Source organism: Streptomyces sp. NPDC001933 (assembly GCF_042890955.1).
In the GTDB taxonomy this organism is placed as follows: Bacteria; Actinomycetota; Actinomycetes; order Streptomycetales; family Streptomycetaceae; genus Streptomyces.
This window is the reverse complement of sequence record NZ_JBIASS010000038.1, coordinates 1-18,542: the sequence shown is the minus strand read 5'-3', so window position 1 is coordinate 18,542 and position 18,542 is coordinate 1. Positions and strand designations below refer to the sequence as shown.

21 protein-coding genes and 3 pseudogenes are annotated in these 18,542 nt (G+C 67.4%); 12 read left to right on the top strand and 12 right to left on the bottom strand.

Features of this window, described 5'->3' with window-relative positions; genetic code table 11:
• From ACFYY7_RS41470 to ACFYY7_RS41460, 3 genes are all read right to left on the bottom strand, one after another.
• On the bottom strand, positions 1–1,790 hold a 1,790-nt coding region (locus tag ACFYY7_RS41470; RefSeq protein WP_388670374.1), incomplete at its 3' end, for an NB-ARC domain-containing protein.
• A 41-nt stretch (positions 1,791–1,831) separates the two neighbouring features.
• Positions 1,832–2,161, bottom strand: coding sequence for a hypothetical protein (locus tag ACFYY7_RS41465; RefSeq protein WP_388670371.1), 330 nt, complete (start codon positions 2,159–2,161; stop codon positions 1,832–1,834).
• Positions 2,162–2,378: 217 nt separating this feature from the next.
• Complete coding sequence (locus ACFYY7_RS41460) at positions 2,379–2,663, bottom strand: hypothetical protein (protein ID WP_388670368.1); 285 nt, start codon at positions 2,661–2,663, stop codon at positions 2,379–2,381.
• 49 nt (positions 2,664–2,712) lie between these two features.
• Here ACFYY7_RS41460 and ACFYY7_RS41455 point away from each other — a divergent pair.
• Positions 2,713–3,563 (top strand): annotated as a pseudogene (locus ACFYY7_RS41455) (transposase).
• A 17-nt stretch (positions 3,564–3,580) separates the two neighbouring features.
• Here ACFYY7_RS41455 and ACFYY7_RS41450 read toward each other — a convergent pair.
• Both ACFYY7_RS41450 and ACFYY7_RS41445 read right to left on the bottom strand, forming a co-directional pair.
• A complete protein-coding gene (locus ACFYY7_RS41450; protein WP_388670365.1) occupies positions 3,581–4,045 on the bottom strand; it encodes a hypothetical protein in 465 nt (154 codons plus the stop codon).
• A gap of 132 nt (positions 4,046–4,177) precedes the next feature.
• Positions 4,178–4,449 (bottom strand): annotated as a pseudogene (locus tag ACFYY7_RS41445) (ATP-dependent DNA ligase); the annotation flags it as partial.
• 339 nt (positions 4,450–4,788) lie between these two features.
• Here ACFYY7_RS41445 and ACFYY7_RS41440 point away from each other — a divergent pair.
• Entirely contained in the window at positions 4,789–5,004 is a 216-nt protein-coding gene (locus ACFYY7_RS41440) for a hypothetical protein (RefSeq protein WP_388670362.1), read from the top strand.
• Positions 5,005–5,023: 19 nt separating this feature from the next.
• On the opposite strand, the pseudogene ACFYY7_RS41435 reads toward ACFYY7_RS41440, so the two are convergent.
• A pseudogene (locus ACFYY7_RS41435) lies at positions 5,024–5,862 on the bottom strand (IS5 family transposase).
• A gap of 225 nt (positions 5,863–6,087) precedes the next feature.
• Between ACFYY7_RS41435 and ACFYY7_RS41430 the strand changes: the two are divergent.
• From ACFYY7_RS41430 to ACFYY7_RS41420, 3 genes are all read left to right on the top strand, one after another.
• The gene (locus tag ACFYY7_RS41430; protein ID WP_388670359.1) at positions 6,088–7,209 is read left to right on the top strand and encodes an RCC1 domain-containing protein; all 1,122 of its coding nucleotides are present in this window, start codon (positions 6,088–6,090) and stop codon (positions 7,207–7,209) included.
• 339 nt (positions 7,210–7,548) lie between these two features.
• A complete protein-coding gene (locus ACFYY7_RS41425; protein WP_388670356.1) occupies positions 7,549–7,785 on the top strand; it encodes a hypothetical protein in 237 nt (78 codons plus the stop codon).
• A gap of 145 nt (positions 7,786–7,930) precedes the next feature.
• Positions 7,931–8,068, top strand: a complete 138-nt coding sequence (locus tag ACFYY7_RS41420; RefSeq protein WP_388670353.1) for a DUF6233 domain-containing protein — start codon at positions 7,931–7,933, stop codon at positions 8,066–8,068.
• Positions 8,069–8,144: 76 nt separating this feature from the next.
• Here ACFYY7_RS41420 and ACFYY7_RS41415 read toward each other — a convergent pair whose 3' ends face one another.
• Both ACFYY7_RS41415 and ACFYY7_RS41410 read right to left on the bottom strand, forming a co-directional pair.
• A complete protein-coding gene (locus ACFYY7_RS41415; RefSeq protein WP_358949979.1) occupies positions 8,145–8,483 on the bottom strand; it encodes a thioredoxin domain-containing protein in 339 nt (112 codons plus the stop codon).
• A gap of 562 nt (positions 8,484–9,045) precedes the next feature.
• On the bottom strand, positions 9,046–10,182 hold the full coding sequence (locus ACFYY7_RS41410) for a PucR family transcriptional regulator (protein WP_388670350.1): 1,137 nt from the start codon (positions 10,180–10,182) through the stop codon (positions 9,046–9,048).
• A gap of 87 nt (positions 10,183–10,269) precedes the next feature.
• On the opposite strand from ACFYY7_RS41410, the gene ACFYY7_RS41405 reads away from it, so the two are divergent.
• Together ACFYY7_RS41405 and ACFYY7_RS41400 are read left to right on the top strand one after the other, a co-directional pair.
• Positions 10,270–11,325, top strand: a complete 1,056-nt coding sequence (locus ACFYY7_RS41405) for a ferredoxin reductase (protein WP_388670347.1) — start codon at positions 10,270–10,272, stop codon at positions 11,323–11,325.
• Positions 11,326–11,332: 7 nt separating this feature from the next.
• Entirely contained in the window at positions 11,333–12,451 is a 1,119-nt protein-coding gene (locus ACFYY7_RS41400) for a fatty acid desaturase family protein (protein WP_388670344.1), read from the top strand.
• A 406-nt stretch (positions 12,452–12,857) separates the two neighbouring features.
• Here ACFYY7_RS41400 and ACFYY7_RS41395 read toward each other — a convergent pair whose 3' ends face one another.
• Complete coding sequence (locus tag ACFYY7_RS41395) at positions 12,858–13,232, bottom strand: hypothetical protein (RefSeq protein WP_388670341.1); 375 nt, start codon at positions 13,230–13,232, stop codon at positions 12,858–12,860.
• 50 nt (positions 13,233–13,282) lie between these two features.
• On the opposite strand from ACFYY7_RS41395, the gene ACFYY7_RS41390 reads away from it, so the two are divergent.
• From ACFYY7_RS41390 to ACFYY7_RS41370, 5 genes are all read left to right on the top strand, one after another.
• Positions 13,283–14,065, top strand: a complete 783-nt coding sequence (locus tag ACFYY7_RS41390) for a site-specific integrase (RefSeq protein ID WP_388670338.1) — start codon at positions 13,283–13,285, stop codon at positions 14,063–14,065.
• Positions 14,062–14,424: a hypothetical protein gene (locus tag ACFYY7_RS41385; RefSeq protein WP_388670335.1), complete on the top strand. Its 363-nt coding sequence runs from the start codon at positions 14,062–14,064 to the stop codon at positions 14,422–14,424. The genes ACFYY7_RS41390 and ACFYY7_RS41385 overlap by 4 nt, the downstream gene beginning before the upstream one ends.
• Before the next feature lie 90 nt (positions 14,425–14,514).
• A complete protein-coding gene (locus tag ACFYY7_RS41380; protein ID WP_266921572.1) occupies positions 14,515–15,330 on the top strand; it encodes a hypothetical protein in 816 nt (271 codons plus the stop codon).
• Positions 15,331–15,791: 461 nt separating this feature from the next.
• Entirely contained in the window at positions 15,792–16,178 is a 387-nt protein-coding gene (locus ACFYY7_RS41375; protein WP_388670332.1) for a hypothetical protein, read from the top strand.
• Between the two features lie 182 nt (positions 16,179–16,360).
• Positions 16,361–16,750, top strand: a complete 390-nt coding sequence (locus tag ACFYY7_RS41370) for a PH domain-containing protein (protein ID WP_388670445.1) — start codon at positions 16,361–16,363, stop codon at positions 16,748–16,750.
• An 87-nt stretch (positions 16,751–16,837) separates the two neighbouring features.
• On the opposite strand, the gene ACFYY7_RS41365 is transcribed toward ACFYY7_RS41370, so the two are convergent.
• From ACFYY7_RS41365 to ACFYY7_RS41355, 3 genes are all read right to left on the bottom strand, one after another.
• Positions 16,838–17,380 (bottom strand): SUKH-4 family immunity protein, encoded by a 543-nt coding sequence (locus ACFYY7_RS41365; RefSeq protein WP_388670328.1) that lies wholly within the window; start codon positions 17,378–17,380, stop codon positions 16,838–16,840.
• Between the two features lie 363 nt (positions 17,381–17,743).
• Complete coding sequence (locus tag ACFYY7_RS41360) at positions 17,744–18,112, bottom strand: hypothetical protein (RefSeq protein WP_388670325.1); 369 nt, start codon at positions 18,110–18,112, stop codon at positions 17,744–17,746.
• 26 nt (positions 18,113–18,138) lie between these two features.
• Entirely contained in the window at positions 18,139–18,390 is a 252-nt protein-coding gene (locus tag ACFYY7_RS41355; RefSeq protein ID WP_388670442.1) for an integrase core domain-containing protein, read from the bottom strand.
• Positions 18,391–18,542: the final 152 nt, after the last annotated feature.

Sequence of the window (18,542 nt, the reverse complement as noted above, 5' to 3'; positions counted from 1 at the left end):
GCTGGGTGGTCGGGGCCCTGCACACGCACCTGGTCGGCCAGTAGCTCCTCGAACTCGGTGGCGGCACCGGCCGCGTCGCCCGCCTGGCCCAGCCAGTAGGCGAGGTTGTGGCGGGTGGTCAGGGTGGCTGGGTGGTCGGGGCCGAGGCGGTGGCCAGTGGTCTCGGCCAGGCGACGGAAATGGGCGGTGGCGGCGGTGACCTGGCCGGCTTCACCGATGCTATGACCGGTGCGGAAGAGCACCTGGTGGGGGGTGGGCTGGTACAGGTCATCCTCGGCAGTGAGGGTGAGAGCGGTGGCGTTCGCGCGCAGGGTTTGGGCAAGGGCGGTGTCGCGTTCGATGTCGGGCCAGGCGGCAGCAAGGGCGTCGGCGACAGCGAGGGAAAGCCCGCTGTGCTGGTTGGGGGCGAGGGTGTCGCGGGTGGCACGTTGGACGAGTTGGTGGACGCGGACGGCCTGGTGGGGGGTACTGGGAGTGTGGTCGATCAGGCTGAGGCGATGCAGGGCCAGCAGAGCGCTGGCTGCGTCCTCGGCCGTCACCGCGGCCGGTTCCCGATTGACGGGCGCACGGTGGGCGGTGAGATGGGCGCGGGCGGGTTCGCTGGTGAGGACGGTGGCTGGGATGCCGTTGGGGTCGAGGAACGCGGCGAGCTGGAGCATGGGGCGGGCCAGGCCCGCGGGGCGGAGTTGGTCGGCGCGTTCAATGGACAGGGACCATGTGGCGGCCACGGTGGCGGTCTGGTCGTCGGGCAGTGCACCGGGCTCCGGCAGCAGGTCGGCCAGTTTCCTGATCCGATCCGCCAGCAGCTCCCGGTAGGAGGCGCAGGTCAGGTCCGCGTCGACGATGTGGGCGGCGGCCTGGGCCAGGGCAAGGGGCAGGTATCCCAGGTCGGCGGCGAGGCTGTTGATCTGGTCGGTGGGCTCGTGGCGGTCGTGCGCGGCGAGTACGGCGGTGAAGTAGGCGGCGGCTTCCTGGGGGGTGAACAAACCCACGGTGACCCGGCGTCGGCCGGCGCCGGTCAGGGCGGCTTCGCGGCGGCGCGTGGTGACCAGGGCGCGGCCGTGGCGGCTGGTGGGCGGCCACCAGCCGCGCATATCGGCAGGATCCGCGACATCGTCGAGTACGACCAGCCACCGGCACGGTTTCTGTTCGGCCTTGGGTTCCAGCCAGGCCAGGAACGCCCGCGCGGCCTGCTCCGGATCAGCGGGGTCGGCGGCAAGGATCTCTACGCCGGCCTGTGCGTAGCCGGCCGTGATCGCTGAGCGGCTGCTCGCGCTGATCCACACCAGTACGTCGACCTCGCCGTTGTCCCAGGCAGTGCGGGCGTAGTCGGCGGCCAGTTGGGTCTTGCCCACCCCGCCGGTCCCGGTCAGTACCTGGGTGAGCACCGCGGTGCCCCCGCTGTCGACCGCCGCGCGCAGCTGGTCGGCTTCGGCCCGGTGCTGGAAGGACTGGGCGCGGGGTGGGAGTACGCCGACTTGGTGCGGCCAGGTGGCGGGTGTGCGCGGCGCGGCCTGCTGCACCAGGGTGAAGCGGTCGACCGTCAAGTACCCGGTGTTGGCCAGGCCGCCCTCACTGGCGGTGGCGTCTCCCGTATGGCACACGTGCACCGGGCCGGTGGTGCCTGGGTCCGGTCCGGTGTAACCGGTCACCGCCGTGGCGCCATCACGGGCGGTGGCGGTGCCGGTGTCCGCGGCGGTGACCGACGGCTCGCGTTTTGCGTCCGCGACCTCGGAATCAGTGTTGGGGTCACTGTCCGGTTCGGGGCGGCGGTTGGGCCATCGCGCCATCGGACAGAAACCTCCCACCCGCTCTGGCCGTTCCGGCCCGGTCAGCTGAAGTCGATACCAGTGCTTGCGCTGCTGTCAGGCCCGTCCGCAGTGGCGTCCCCGGTTCGCTCCGCCCGAACCGCCCCGCTCCCGGCCTCCTGCGGGCGTCGCACGCCGGTAGACGCCCGGCCTCCACCGGTGGCCTTGGCCTTCCCGGTATCGACCACCACAACCCCAGGCTGTGGGGTGGCCGAGGACTGCATCAGTGCCCAAACCAGGGCGGCAATACCAGTGGCGCCCTGGACTGAGGCGGCAACCAGTTGGCCGGTATCCGGGCTGTCCAGCAGCCAGAAGAACGGCGTCGACACGGTCAACACGACCGCCGCCACCATGACCGCGATCTTCCTACGTCGCGACACACCCACTCGCCCCCTCCTCGTAGCCGATGAACGTGCGCCCTCAGCAGTTTGGATGGCCTTCAACTGTTAGCACAGGACGCCTCTGCACAACCATCAGTTCCCCACTCGCATTGAAACCCGCCGTCTCCGCCGCAGACCGGCACAGGTGCGGGTGGAGTAGTTGCGGTACAGAAAGTGCCGCTGAGATTGATCATGGTCCGGCTGGTGTCGGGGTGAGCGGGTCGTCCGGCCGCCGGATGCGTACTCGGCGGGGGCGGGGGAAGTCGTCGGCGTCCTGGAGGTCGGCGAAGTCGGCGTGCGCCTGGGCGACGGCTTCGTGGTACGCCTCCTGCTTCTCGTGCTCGGCGAGCGCCCGGTAGATGCTCGCGATGCTGGGGGCCTGCCCCTTGCGCTTGCCGGTGGGGATGATCAGGTCGGGCTGGATCTGCTCGACCGACTCGCCGCTCGCACGGCGGCGGAGCACGGTGTGCAGCATGTCCTCGGTGATGACGGGTGGCCGGCCGCCGTGCTTGCCCTTGCGGGCTGTGCCTGCCGTCCCATCATGCATTCTCGACCCGATCCGCGACCAGTTCCTCGCCCTGCTGCCCACTCGTATGGAGCGTCACCCCTGGGGCTGCCACAACCCGCGGATCAGCGATGCGGTGGTCTTCGACCGCCTGGTCCAGGTCCTGATCTTCGGCTGCGGCTACGAACGCGCCGCGGACGAGCACTGCTCCGCCACCACCTTGCGCCGTCGCCGCGACGAGTGGATCGCCACCGGTGTGATGGAGACCCTGCGACTGCTCGCGCTCGCCGCCTATGACCGCATGGTCGGCCTCGAACTCGAGCAGCTGTCCGCTGACGGCTGCATCACCAAGGCACCTTCGGGCGGTGAGCACGCCGGAAGGAGCCCGGTCGACCGGGCCAAACTCGGCCTGAAGTGCTCGCAGTTGACTGACCGGTCCGGCATACCGCTGATCACTGAGCCGGCACCGGCCAACACTCGCGACCATACTCTGCTGCCCGCTACCCTCGACCGCTTCACCGCCCTGGAGACAGTCCTTGGGCCACTGCCCGAGCATTCGCGCCTCACCCTGAATGCCGGCTACGACTACCAGATCGTTCACGACGACCTGGCCGACAGGGAGATCACCGCCCGGATCGCCGAGCGCGGGGCGAAAGCCCCGATCCAGACCGGCGGACGCTGGGTGGTAGAGTGCACGAACTCCTGGATGAACAACTTCGGCAAGCTCGCCGCTGCACCGAACGGCGAAAGGATGCCGTCGAGTTCTTCATCGCCATGACCAGCACCATCATCACCATTCGCTGCCTGATCCGACGCGCCTGGACCCTCTACCGCTGGGACACCCGCCCTCGAAGCCCTCGCATCCGCTGACCTACTGGCGGATGCCCTTAGCGATCTGGGACCAGATTACCGGCACGACCACCCTGCCTGCCGCGGCCTGAGCCCGGAGCCGGAACCCGGCCAGGAACAGAGCTCGGAGTCGCGGGCGACCCGCACGCCAAAGCTTTGCGGGCGGCAAGGTAGCCCGCGATTTTGAAGGCCAGTTCGTGAGAGCCGAACGCATCGGCGCGGGCACGCCGCAGTACCACCCGAGTGGCGATCACAACTCCGTGCTCGGGCAAGCTCAGCTGCTCCTCGATCCCCGCAGCGGCAGCGGCGAAAAAGCGTGGCAGGTCTTCGGCAGGTTCGTACTCCACCGTCAGCTCTTGGGCTGCCTCGAAGGCGAAGCCCTCGGCTGCGGGCTCGAAATCCACCTCTATCTCCGCGAAATGCGGCGCGCAGTTCTGCTTCTGATGCAGGACACACACGCCACGGATCGGATACGGCGGGAACCGAGGCAGCGCTGACGTCATGCCGGAACGCTACCCCCTCCCCGGTACGCCGCCTCCGCCGTCGACCTTGGCGACAGAAAACCTGCCTCCTCGAGCCTTGCCAGATCTGTAGTTCGCAGACGGGACTGCAGGCGCAGTAGAACAGCGGCGGGGTCAGGTGATGTCGTCTGGGGCGAGGTCGGGGCGCAGCCGGTGCCAGAGGGGTGCCGCAGCAGCCCCGCTCTGGTCCCGCTTGTGTAGCGGACCTCGCCGGCCAGGCGTGGCAGGACCCATCGTGCTCCGGCCACGCCCGGTGCGTTGTCGAAGGGGCACTCGTCGATCGCGGCGACTTTGAGCAGGGCGACGAGTGTGGTGCGTTCGGTGTCGCTCCATCCGGTGCCGACGCTGCCCACGTATCGCAGCCCGCCTTGGTGTGCCTCTCCTACCCGGCGCAGACAAGCCCATGCGTCGCGGCATCGCCCGCGCCGTATTCGGCGGGATGGGCCTCCCGCCTGTTCCGCTGGCACGGCGGAGGGGGGGGGGCGCCCCAAGGGGGGGCCCCACCCCCCCCCGCCCGGGCAGAGCCCAAGGGGACGGGGGGGGGGGGGCGGCCGCCGCCCCGCGGCCGGGGGGGGGGGGGGGGGGCCCCCCACTTTGGGCCCCCCCCCCCTCCGCCGTGCCAGCGGAACAGGCAGTCGCGATCCTGGGTGAGGCGGAGCCGGCAGCGCGGCCGTCGCCACCGGATAGAGTTCCTGCGACGGTAGCGGGAGATACGGGAGTTCTCTGTGGCCGAGTTGGTGGCGCGCGAAGAAGTTCGGGTGTCCGTGGAGTTCCATGCGTTCGCCCTTCAAGAAGAGGACGACATGGAGGTCCCCGCTCCCTTCCCCGAGGAGCGGGCAGAGGTTCCAGGGGCAGATTTCCTGACCGCCTACGACAAGCGTCTCGACTTCGAGAGCGCCGGGCACACCCACGAGGCAGTTCTGAGAGGGCGTTTGATCTAGGCAGATTGCTCTTTATGCCCTAGTAAGTTCCTCGCCAGGTGGGGTGGTCTCGTCCGTTATGCGTTTGGTGAGGTTGTCGATCGACGCGATATGGATCATCGCTTCGGAGCTGGCCGGGAGGGTCTCGTAGTCGCGGGCGAGGCGCCTGTGCATCATGATCCAACCCAGACTTCGCTCGACAACCCAGCGTCTTTTAACGACATGAAAGCCGCGAACTCCGGGGTTTCTCTTGACGACTTCGACGTCGATTCCGAGATCTGCGCCGTGCTCAACCACGGCGTTCTTGAAGCCGGTGTCGACCCAGCTCTTGGAGATGCTGGGGTAGGTCTTCTTCGCCTGGTCGAGAAGGCGTATTCCTACGGCGTTTTCCGAGAGGCTCGCGGCAGTGACGGTCACTGCGAGGAGCAGGCCGATCGTGTCGGTGAGGATGCCTCGCTTCCTGCCTACGATCTTCTTCGCGGCGTCGGTTCCCTGGCTGGTCAGGGGCACGTTGGTGGAGGTCTTCACGCTCTGGGTGTCGATGACGGAGGCCGTCGGTTCGGGTTTTCGGCCCTCTTTCACGCGGGCCAGACCGGTCAGGTCGTAGTTGAGCTGGGCAAGGATTCCCTCGTCGCGCCAGGCGGCATAGTAGGCGTAGACGGTTCCGTGGTTTGGGAAGTCGTGTGGGAGGTATTTCCAGGGGATTCCGGTGCGGTTGACGTAGAGAATCGCGTTGAACACGTCGCGGAGGTCGACCTTGGCCGGCCGGCCAGTGGGCCTGCGGTCGAGCCGGGCCTTCCTCCAGGCCGTCAACGTCGGCTCGATCAAGGCCCATCGGGCGTCGGGCAGGTCGCTGGGGTACGGCTTGCGCTGACTCACGTCGTAGCGTTGACATGGACGCGGCGGACGATGTCGTTCCGCTGCCCGTTGGGCGTTTCTTCCGCATCTTCAAACCAGACGGACTTCACGTACAAGAAGCGGAGCAAACGGGCGGCCGGGTCAACGGCTCGACGCGCGCGAAGGTGCACGCATGGGGCAAACGCTGTGAAAGTCGTCGATCGCAAAATTCACTTAACGACATAGGCTAGCCCTAAACGCCCTCTGATGTCCGATTTGATTGAGAATGCGGAAAATCAGCCCACCGTTCTCGCGTGGGGCGCGGGGCGGGTGGGGCAGCTCGGCAACGGCACCCTGAGCGACAGCCTCAGTCCGTCCTCGGTCACCAGTCTCTTCCGCGGCGACGTCGACCAGGTCTCGGCCGGTGGCACCTCGTCCGCCGACTCGTTCGCCCTCACCCGTACCGACAAGACGGTCAAGTCCTGGGGCTCCAACGCCTATGGCCAGCTCGGCATCGGCAGCAACACCAGCCAGGCCGTGCCCACCACCGTCCCCCGCCTGGCCAACATCAAGGACATCGCGGCGGGCGGAAGGCACGCCCTCGCCCTCGACACCGGCGGCCAGGTCTACTCCTGGGGCGACAACGCGTACGGCCAGCTCGGCAACAACCGCACCGGCGACAGCCGTACGGTCCCCGACCGCGTCCAGGGCATGCCCAAGGTCAAGCAGATCTCGGCCGGCGCCGACTTCAGCCTCGCACTCCTGGAGAACGGCAAGGTGTACGCCTGGGGCCGCGGCATCCACGGCCAGCTCGGCAATGGCACCCGCGCCACCAGCTCCGTACCCCGGCAGGTCCAGGGCCTGGAGAACATTGTGTGGATCGCGGCCGGCGGCCACCACGCCCTCGCGCTGACCGCCGACGGCACGGTCAAGTCCTGGGGTTACAACCTCTACGGCCAGCTCGGCAACTCCTCCACCAAGTCCGCCACGCTCCCCGTCGACGTCGACCTGCTGGAGAACATCACCTCCATCACAGTCGGCGCCTGGACCAACTTCGCAACCGACGGGAACGGGACCGTCTGGGGCTGGGGCAACGACCAGTACTCTCAGATCCGTGGAGATGCCGGCGATGGAGTCACCTCCCGCACGAACCTGAACGCGCCCGTCGAGGTCAAACACCTCGCAGGAGCCCAGGTGCTGGCGGCAGGCGCCCGGCACAGCCTCGCCGTCTTCGCCGACCGGGTCATCGCCTGGGGCCACGACAGTGAAGGCCAGATCGGCGACGGTGACATCACCGAGAACCCGACTCCGGTCGACATCTCCCTGCCCCATACCGGCTACAAGACCGTAGCCGCCTCTCTCGGCGGCAACACCAGCTACCTCTACTGAACCGGCTCACCCAGCCGCTTCCGCATCACCACGGCCCCGACCGGCATCCCGGTCGGGGCCGACCCGTCCACCGAATGATCAACCTTCGACGGCACAACCCACCAGTCACCAATCTTCGGTGACAACACTCAACCTTCACCGGCGCAGGACACCCGAATGCGCCGTTTTGTGAGGTTTCGGCGCGTCATTCGCATCCGATATTCGAACAGAAGTGCCATTCGGGGCGTGCCGAAAACCTTCCCCTTCCCGCAAGATCTGCGCGATGCCCAGCTCGCCCTTCACGAGACCCGCACCGCATACGAGTAGTACGCCACCACCCTGCCGTGGTCGGCCGAGCCGATGCCCGGCTGGGAGAGCGACAAGCAGCTCCACAGCAACTACATCTCCTCGAAGCCGGCCAGTCCCGGATACACCGAGGACCAGGCCGCGGAAGTCACCCGCTTCCGCGCCCGGCTCCTGGAGCTCAGCATCACCGTGTCCACCCACCCCTTCTGGGAATCCGTCGAAGCCGGCGACCGTGTCGCGGCCCGCATGGCGCTCAAGCACGCCCACGAGCCGGCCGAGGACGAGGCGTAGCCGTGTCCGGCCCCGGCGGGATATCCGACCTGGACAAGAACCGGGCCTTGGTCGAGTGGCTGGAGTGGCAACTACGCAAGGCCCGGAACCGGGTGCGGGAGCTTGAGGTCCAGGAGGAGCAGGAGCGGCGGCGTCGGCAGCTCTGGTGCACCGCGGGGACTGTGCCCTGTACTCGGTCGAGGGCGGATTCCTCACCCGAGAAGAGGCGATGATCGCCTTGGCGGAGCCGGACATCGAGGCGTGCCAGATTCTGCAAGCCCCAGACGGGGCTCGTCCACGGTAGGCCCGTACGGACCGCCCGACGCGCCTCGGTGGAGCCGGGCGTGACGGGCGTCGCGGCCACGTGCCGCAGCGGCCGCTCAGAGGTGGCCGTCCAGGAACTTCCGTACCTCGGTGATGGTCATAGGCCCTGTGCCGTGCGCCACCGCCTCTCCCTCCTTTAGCAGGACGTAGGACGGGGCTCCGGTGATCCCGTATCGCTCGGTTGCGGCCGGACAACGCGTGATGTCGGCGCGGACGGCCGTCAGGCGGCCCGTGTAGTCGTCGGCGATGCCACCCACGACGAGGTCCATCACCCGGCAGGGCTCGATTGCCTTGGGCCATGTCCCGGTGAAGTATGCGAGGACCGGAACTCCGCTCATCCCGAGGATGAAATTGAACTCCGCGTCCTCACGGGGTCGGTGAACCCGCTTCGTCATGAAAGCTCCTGACCTCACGTTCCGTCATTCCATCCCCATCATCCCTCGCGCGGTGTGCCAGGCCGGCCCGGTCGGTCGTCCGGTTGACCTGTCGGAAGGGAGGCACGTGGCCGTCGCAGAACCACGGTGGTCCCCGGCGCGAGCGGCCCGGCCCTCCGCCCCTGGTGACCCGGCCTGGTCGCCCCGCCGGTCACCCAGCTGCAGCCCGCCGCGCGCCCATGGGGCAGCTCGTGCCAGGACAGCGCCCTCCACGACGACATGAAAGCTGTTTTCCAGGGCATAGTGGCCCAGATCACCTACCAGATGCTCGATGAGCGCGTCGACGAGCGGGCCGGTGCGCATCGTCCACCGGATCCAGTCGAACCGTATCCGCCACCGCGCTTCTCAGAGACAGCGCCCCCGACGGGCTTCCCGAGGCCTTGCCTGGTCTTCACATCAACCCCCGGTCTCAGCCGGCTAATACCGCTCTTCCCCGGGCCGCATGAGCCAGCTGATGGCACCGAGAACGAGGCACGATTCCTGGACCGCTCGCGGACACAGTCGTGGACGGTCGAAGTACGCGTCAGCTGACCCGAAGACCGACCGCCAGCGTCAGTTCAAGGACCCGGTGTGGCGATGCGAGATCCGGAAACAGCTCCCGCAGCTGCGACATCCGGTACCGGACCGTCTGGGGATGGACGAACAACGCCGCCGCCACCTCGTCCCGCCTGCCCTGGTGGAGCAGCCACGCCCGCAACGTCTCCTCCAGCCGCCGTGCGGTCGCGACAGGCAAGGTCCGCAACGGTGCGAGAGATCGGGCACGCAGGTCTGCGAACGCGTCCACGTCGGCGCTCAGCACCAGCTCGGGCAGGTGGTCCTCGGTGTCGCGAATATCAGAGGAGAGGGAGCGCGCGCGTACGGCTCGTGCGTACGAGGCGGACGCACGAGTCCATGGCCGGGCCGGGCCGACCACGGCGGTGCGGTCGGTTAGCTGCCGCAAGAGATGTGATCGGTCGGCATCGGGGACGAGCAGCACACCGGTGGCGTCCGGCAGATCGTCGAGGACGAGGGTGCTCGGGTCGAGCGCGCGGTAGGCAGGTCGGGCCTGGGCGGCGGGCAGCAGAACCGCGGTCAGCGAAACCGGAGGCTGCCACCCGGCCCGTTGAACAGAGGCCAGCAGCACGTCCGGGCTCGCGCCGGCGAGGAGGTCGCGGGCCAGGTGTTCCAGGTGGCGCTCGTGGGCCCTGCCCCGGGCGGCCAGTTCGTCGGCGTGGCCCGCGGCGCTCGCGGCGGAGAGCTCGTCGATGTAGGCGAAGGTCAGCTCGGCGAACTTGGCGACCTCGGCGGCGGGCAGACCTGCGGGTACGGCACCCGCTGCTAGGCATCGCCAGGCCACGCGGGCGCCGACGCGGTAGGCGCTGAGCAGGGCGTCCATCGAACGGCCGTCGCGCACCTCACCGCGGCCCAGCTCGTAGGCGTCACCGGCGTCGCCGCCTGTGGCGTTCCCGCTCGCGAGGTCCAGGTAGTGCCCCAGGGCGGTGCGGACGGCTCGGCGGATGGTGCCGCCCATGCGGCCCGAAAGAGCGTTGGCGTAGGGAGGGACCTCGTCGATGATCGCCTGGACGACCTCGTCGGCGGTGGTCTTCAGCGCGGCCCGAAGTGCGGTGACCGTCGTCTCATCCAGGGCCAGTTCGCTGGCCCTCCGGATTGCATGGCTCACGTTTTTGTTCCCTGCGAACAATTCAGCCGACCAGATTTACGTCCTGCGGTCAGGACTTTACGCCTTGAGGCGCAGCAAGCTGGAGTCATGACGAGTGCAGCCCTCCGCAGCAGGGCGTGGAAACTGCTGGAGATGGTCACGACGCCGCTGCTGCCGTCGGACTACCTCGACCTGGTCAGCCCGCTGCGTGCGGGCGCTGACCTGCGTGGGCGCATCGAAGCCGTGCACCCCGAGACGGGTGACGCCGCGACCATCGTGATCAGGCCGGGACGGGGCTGGCGCGGCCACACAGCCGGTCAGTACGTGCGGATCGGGGTCGATGTCGACGGGGTGCGCCTGTGGCGTGCCTACTCCATCACCTCGCCGACAAACCGCCAGGACGGCCGCGTCACGATCACCGTGAAGGCGATCCCGGACGGCAAGGTCAGCAACCACCTGGTCCGCAGGGCGAAACCGGGCACGCTGATCCAGCTCGACCAGCCGACCGGTGACTTCGTGCTGCCGCAGGCCAACCCCGCCAAGGTGCTCTACCTGACGGCCGGCAGCGGCATCACGCCCGTGATGGGCATGCTGCGCGACATCGAGTTCGACGACGTCGTCATGGTCCACTGCGCGCCACAGCCGCAAGACGTGATCTTCCGCAACGAACTGCACGACCTGGTCGCGGACAAGAAGCTGCGGCTCACCGAGGTGCACACCGACACAGACGGCATGCTCGACATCGCCCGTCTCGACGAACTCGTGCCCGACTGGGCCGAGCGCGAGACCTGGGCTTGCGGGCCCGCGGGCCTGCTCGACGCCGCCGAAGAGCACTGGACCGAGCACGGCGTACAAGAGCGCCTGCACACCGAACGCTTCCGCCCCAGCGTCGTCGTCGCCGGCGACGGCGGCGAGGTCACGTTCAGCGCCACCGGCAAGACCGTCGACGCGGACGGCGCCACGCCGTTGCTGGACATCGGCGAGGAGGCCGGCGTGCTCATGCCCTCCGGGTGCCGCATGGGCATCTGCTTCGGCTGCATCACGCCGCTCAAGGCGGGCGCCGTCCGCGACCTGCGCACCGGCGAGATCACCGAGGCCGAGCCGGGCGTCCTCATCCAGACCTGCGTGTCCGCCGCGGCGGGCCCCTGCGACATCGAACGGTAGGAGCACCTTGACCGCCATCGACCCCACCGCCCACCTGACCGCGGAGCAGATCGAGGAGCTTGGCCGCGAGCTGGACGCGATCCGCGACGAGGTGATCGCCAGCCGCGGCGAGAAAGACGCCGCCTACATCCGCAAGGTCATCTCGGCGCAGCGCAAGATCGAGCTGGTCAGCAGGGGCGTGCTGCTGTTCTCGATCTTCCCGCCCGCGTGGCTGCTCGGCACCGCCGGTCTGTCCGTGGCGAAGATTATGGACAACATGGAGATCGGCCACAACGTCCTGCACGGCCAGTGGGACTGGATGCGAGACCCGAAGATTCACTCCACCACCTGGGAGTGGGATCACGTCTCGCCGTCCGAGCAGTGGGAGCACTCGCACAACGAGCTGCACCACACGTACACCAACGTGATCGGCAAGGACAACGACCTCGGCTACGGCATCATGCGCGTCGACGAGGACCAGAAGTGGCACCCGTTCCACCTCGGCCAGCCGCTGTGGAACTTCATCAACGCCTGCTTCTTCGAGTACGGCATCGCAGCGTACGACCTGGAGCTCGGCAAGAACCTGCACAAGCGCCGCCGCAAGAACCCGGAGTTCCGCGCGCGGGCCAAGGCCGTGGGCCGCAAGATCCGCAAGCAGGTGCTCAAGGACTACGTGATCCACCCGCTGCTGTCGGGCCCGTCATTCCTCACCACGCTCGCCGCCACGTTCACCGCGAACCTGGTCCGCAACATCTGGTCCCACTCGGTGATCATGTGCGGGCACTTCCCCGAGGGCGTGCAGGTCTTCGAGCGCCGGTCGATCAAGGGCGAGACGCGCGGCCAGTGGTACCTGCGCCAGATGATGGGCTCGGCGAACATCAGCGGCAGCAGGGCCATGCACTTCATGACCGGCAACCTGTCGCACCAGATCGAGCACCACCTGTTCCCGGACCTGCCGAGCAACCGGTACGCCGAGGTCGCGGTGAAGGTGCGCGCACTGTTCGAAAAGTACGAGCTGGAGTACGTCACCGGGCCGCTGCCCAAGCAGGTGTTCTCCGCGTGGCGCAAGGTCTTCCGGCTCTCGCTGCCGAACAAGAAGCCCAAGGTCAAGACGCCGGACCGCGAGCAGGAGCTCATCGCGGCCTGATTCCCGGTATTGGTTCAGATCTTTCGGCCGTACCGGCGGCACCGCTGGGTTCGGTGAGATCCGTTGCGGACGGTGGGCGGCCGCGACATCAGACCGTACGACACGGGATCCGGGCAGCCCGGTGTCCGGCTGCGCTGCCTGGACGTGCGCCAGGAGCTCAGCACACAGCCCCCGGCGAGGTGTTGTAGTGCGCTGACCTGCCGTGGTCGGGCCGGTAGTCGGGTGCGTACGCGCACTCGGTTTGCCGACGGGCGGGCTGGGTGGAAGGCATGGGCTGTGACGTGGACACTGCCGGAACCGATGCTCGCCGCCCCTGTGTCCGACCCTGCGCTGCTGCCGGGGTGGGCGGGTGAGCCGAAGTAAGACAGGTGGCAGGCCCTGGTTGCGGCAGTCCTTCCGGCAACATTCAACGCGTCACAGGGAGGGAGGCCACGGTGCCGCCCTGGCCTAGAGCTTCGCGCAGGGTGGCGTTCTCCGCTGCGAGTTCGGCGTTCCGCAGGCTCAGCGTCTGGATGTGGTTGGCGTAGGCGGCGATGGTGGCGCGTGCCTCCCGCTGCTCGGCCGCGTGTTGGGAGCGCAGCGTGCGGTCCGCCTTCTTGAGGCGGGCGATGTCCGCCGTCAGGGTGCCGGTCTGCGGTCGGGGCGCGTCCGGTGTCCGGAGCAGTCCGGTGATGATCTTCGCCAGGGGGGAACGGTAGTAGGTGGCGCGCGAGATAGCCGCTTCCGTGCACAGCGTGGAGACGGACAGGGCGCCGCTGGTGTGTTCGGGGTTGCCGGTCACGATCCGCTCGAAGGCGTGCGGTCGCGACCTCGCAGTCCGCCCAGATCACCGTGGCCGGCGACCCGCTCGAATGGCGCCCCCACGACTTCAGAAGAATCTTCGTGACCGACGCCATCCGCTCGGGACTGCCCCCGCACATCGCCGCGAAGATCTGCGGCCACGCCGCTCTGAACACGACCATGGGCTATGCCGCGATCTACCCGGAAGACGTGATCTCCCATCACCGGGCCTTCATCGCCCGCCGCAGAACCGAGCGGCCCAGCGAGGAGTACCGCGAGCTCACCGCCACCGAGTGGGACGAATTCCTGACCCACTTCGAACTCCGCAAGGTCGCCCTGGGAACCTGCGGCCGCGACTACGCGACGCCGTGCCAGCACGAAAACGCTTGTGTCAGATGCCCCCTACTGCTCGTGGACCCAGCCCAAATGCCACGCCCCCAGGAGATCCACGCCAACCTCATCGGCCGCCTCCAGGAGGCCAAGGACCAGGACTGGCTCGGCGAGGTCGCCGCCATCGAGACCACCATGGCCGCCGCCAGGCAGAAGCTGGAGGCCATGCGCGAGCGTGCAGCCCAGCCGTCCACCTCGGCATGCCCGACTTCCGCCGCGATGCCGGACGAAGCAGCGCTGAGCTTGAGGACTGAGGTCAGTTGGTCGTCGGCCAGCGACATGCGGGCCGCTCATGGAGCGGGGCCTGGCAGGATGCCTGGATGGAGATCTTGGAGGAAATCGCGCCGTTGCTGGGATCACTGGCGGCATCGAGCCATGTCTACTCCAGGTGCGGCGCGGTATCCGAGACCACCATCGCGGAGCAGGTCTTCGACCTCGTCATGATCGCGCAGGACGACTGGGCGCATCAGGCCGTCGCGGGAGCGGTCGGCCCCGCGTCTGCCCGTGAGATCGAGGCAGCGCTTGAGCCCGTCGACGCCGCCGGAGCCATCGAGTTGATGACTGACCTGTCGGCCTTCGATCTCGTCTACTCGCGAATCCTTCTCCGTGACCGTGATCACGCGAAGCGGGCGGCTACGCGGGTGGCGAAGCCGCTTGGCCCGGGCACCAGTTGGGTCACGAACATGGAGGGCATGGACAACGGCCGCGCATGGACGCCCGTCACCCGACACGGCATCGATGTCGTGGTTGCCGGAACCAACAGCGAGCAGTTCGCGATACTGCTCGCGCTGGGTGACGACTAGCGGGAGCCAGGCCCCTCACCTGGGCTGATGGCCGGCCTGGCCGGATAATCAGCTATGGCTCAGGCCGCTCGCAGTGAGAGCATGCACGTCATGCACGCCTGGGATTCGCTGACGATCGCCGAACAGACACTCATGCGTCGTGCCATCTCGGGGTACTCCCTGGCCGGGGTAGTCCAGAACTATGGCGTGGCACTTCGCTGGGCCGGTGCTGCACAGGCTCCGCCCCTGCGCAGCTTCACAGAGGACGAGCAACGCGCCCTGGTCCCACAGCTCGCCGACGTGGCCCTCGATCTCGCCGAACGCGGGCTACTGACCGTCCACGAGGGGGAAAGCCACCGCGCCGTCGCCCCTGTCCTGGTGGCAGGGCCCGAACTCCACGAGGTCCTCACCGATCCGACCAACTGGCTGTGGACCGCCCGCCCTCACCGCCGCTTCAGCCTCGCCGCCCCGCAGCACGTGCGCGAGCACTGGTTCGACGGCGCACATCCGACTGCCGACACCAGCGCGCTTCCCACCTGGGACGAGCTGAGCGTTGAGGAACGCGAAGTCCTGGTCTGCGCGGCCGAGGCGAGCGGCATGCTCACCGGGGCGTTCGGCATCTGGGAGGATCCGCCGGACGACCTGGACAGCGCCGAGCGCCTTGCCTGGGTGGACCGGCAACTCGCCCCGCTGCTGCCCTTCGTCCGCAAAGGCTGGATCGAGGTCCAGCACTGCCCCGACGAGCGCAGCGATGCCTTCACCGTGATCCCCCTCGACGGACTCCGCACTGCTCTCACGGATGCCGCCATCCGCTACGAAGGCGACGAATGGGGCATTGGCGTCGGCTGCATTTTCACCTACGCGGGACTAGCCGTCTGGCGCGGTGGGTGGAGCAGCGAATGGGGACGCCGCCTCAACTTCGACTGATCCCTGCCCGCCGCCGCACCCCAGTCAGCGTCGTCCACCCCTGTCCCACGACACCCAGTCACGGCGCCCCTGCAGGAGTCGGCGGCGCGACACGCCCGGACACTTCGGGGCGCCGAGATTGTCGCCCACTACTTTTAGCAACTCGCCTGCGAGCGGCCCCGTCGGTCCGTGCACTGGGTAGTTCGGATAACCTTGCGTCCGGTGTTCCCTCCTGCGCCCCGACCCTGCCCAGCACAGTCGGCTGGTTGAGATCCGGGACAACCTGGTCAGCCGGATCGTCGAAGCAGAGAACGAGGGCTGGCTCGGGGAAGTTGAAGGGCTACAGGTCAGCCTCGCCGGCGCAGAGAACAAGATCAGACAGCTGGAGTCCAGCCGAGGAGGGCCGACCCTTCTAGGCATGCCCGCTGTACCAGCGCGCAGGCCCGGTCCGCCGAATCCTTGATCAGTATGGTGACAGGATCATGGCTCTGATCTTGCTGCTCGCTGCGCCGGCCGTCATCGGCATACCAACCGCCTTGGTGTGGCTGCTGGGACGGCGCGCGAAGGTGCCCAGTTGGATCCTGATCGTCTTCTTGCTGGCAGGTTGGCTGACCGTGTTGGTCGGCTGGGCTCTCTCACAGCGCGCTCAGCCGAGCCTGTTTCCTGAGACCTCGCCCTGCTACGGCACGCGCGGCACTCCCGTCTCGCAGTACTTTCCGCCCGACTCGTTCTGTCGCCATGCCGACGGGGAGTTGCGGACGGTCAACGGGGCGAACTCCAAGCTCCTGTTCTGGAGCGCCGCCAACACCACCTTGGCAGTGATGATTGCCGCAGCTTTCGTCCAACGTCACCAACGATCTCGGTCGTGATCGCACCAACACAGGCCACCACGTCCTCGACCGTCCTCTCGCGGCCGGGCAGTCGGCGTCTGCCACGAACACACACGTGTCTGAGTTCGGGGACCAGTAGCATCCGGGCTGTGCCACTTCAGACGCGGATCCAACTCGATGCTGACGAGCGAAGTCGGTACTCGTGGCGGGCTGGGTTCGTGATGCTGACCTTGATCGGTACGGCGGTGGCGGCTGGACTCACGACACCAGCCGCCGAGCGATGGTGGTGGATCGGTGGCGTCGTCGCATTCTCCTGCCTCGTGCTGCTTTCCATGGTCAATCAGGCGACAGGCGCGACGCTCCTCACCCCAAGGGGCATGGAGTTCCGAACCCTCTTCAGACATCGGATAGTCCCTTGGTGCGAGGTCGTGAGCGTCGAGAAGCGATCCCGCACGGGACGGAACGGCACATGGTCCTACGTGCGCGTTCTCCGCGCGCACAGCAGAACTCTCGTACTTCCAGGCATCTTCACCGCGCGCTGGAACGACCCCAAGTTCGAGGCGAAGTTGGCTGCGATCCGGCAGTACATGGCTCGCGTGAACAACAACTGATCGGGTGTTCCCGAGTTGACGTGATCTGCGGTGTTGCTGGAGGTGTGGTGATCGTTGCCCTTGTGCCGGGTGATCGTTGCCCGGCGGTCAGTACAACCAGCGGTCGAGATATTCGGGCCAGATGAAGCCGAGGTACCCAGCGAACGCTGGCGGGTCGAGCTCCTTGATGTCGTCCGCGAGTCGTTGAAGCTCCGCCCGGACTGCTTCCTCGTCGTGGGTGTCGGGGTCGATGAGTAGGTCGCAGTGGTTGGCTCGGTCTCCGTATAGGTGCAGTGATTGCAGCCACAGGGGGATGGAGGAGTTGGTGAACCAGGCTTCCTCGGCGTTGAGCATGCAATAAACGGCTCCGGTGTCGGGCTGTGCTCCGAAGGACAGACCAGGGGCGGTGGTGCTGTCTTGGTCGGCGACGGTCAGGCGATAGAGCGCGGGTCCGTTGAGGGGGGTCAGTGCCGGGGCGGTTCCGGGCTGGTAGGCGGCGCGATCGACAAGGTCGCATCGGGGGATGCCGACCTCGACGAGCATCGCCTTGTGATCGGCGGGGATGTCCCAGCCGGCGACGATGTGGAGGCCTGCCCTCTCGATGTGCTCCTCGGTGGCCCAGTTGAGCAAGTCTTGGTGTGTCAGTGGCATGGCGGCTTCCCGGTCGGTCTGGGAACCGCACTCTATCGATGGTGGACGGGTCGCCGCCGATGATCCAAGTCGCCCAGACCCTCATGGTCACCGTCGCGAACCTGATAATCCTCGATGTCTTCTGCCAGACCTCCCGCGGCGAGCACCTCTCGGCCACCGCCAACGATCACGACGCTCCAGCCGAACCTGTCAATCCCCCGGAAACGTAGAGGCTTCCCTTGTGCGGCCTGGTTCTCCTGATAGTGGCCCGCTCGCGAACCCGGCCCCTCGAGACTTGCCCGGGACGTCACCCGCGACTACTGTGCGCGATTGCCCGTACATACAGCGCTGCCCAAGGCGGTGATCCGCTGGGCGACGCTCCTGTCAGGTGTTCCGTTGGTCCTGCTCGAAGAAGGAGCCCTTCTTCAGCCTCTCGTAGCTGGGTTCGGCTCGTGCCATCCACGCATCCACGTCAGCTGCCACCGAAGGGAACTTCTCCTTGAGGGGCTCCGCCAGTTCGGAGATCTCCTCCCAGGAGTCGGCCAGGTACGTCTCGTTCTCCAAGCCGATCGCGACGGCAACACGGAACTGGTCATCCGAGGTCAGCCAGCGCTTCGCCACCTCGATTACGCCTGCCACGTCGTCGGGAGCGATGATCCACGACATGGACAGGAGCTGCTCGGAGATGTAGCCCGGGACGACGTTGGGCGCCCTGTGATCGACCAGGAAGTCCATAACGTCTTCCACATGCATGGATCAAAGCCTCCAGAAGCTTCCCTTTATGCGGCCTGGCTCTCCTGATGGGTGCCAGCCCGAACCTTACTGATGACCAGTTCGAACTCCACCGGTGGAAGCCCGCCAGCTGCGCTGTGCCTGCGCTTGGTGTTGTAGAAGTCTGCGATCCAGGTCGCGATCTTCAACCGGGCCTCTGTTCGGGTTGTGAACTGGGTCCGGTGGATGAACTCGACCTTGATCAGCGAGTTGAACGACTCCGCGGCAGCGTTGTCGAGCGCAGACCCCACACGCCCCATGGACTGAACCACGCCCAGCCTGTCACACAGGTCGTTGTAGGACGCCGAGGTGTATTCACCGGATTCAACCGGTCGTTGCAACACCAGCTTGTTGAAGCAACTGTAGCTGCTCGTTGAACGCCTCGGCGGGCGTCTTCCAACCGAGCGTCTTG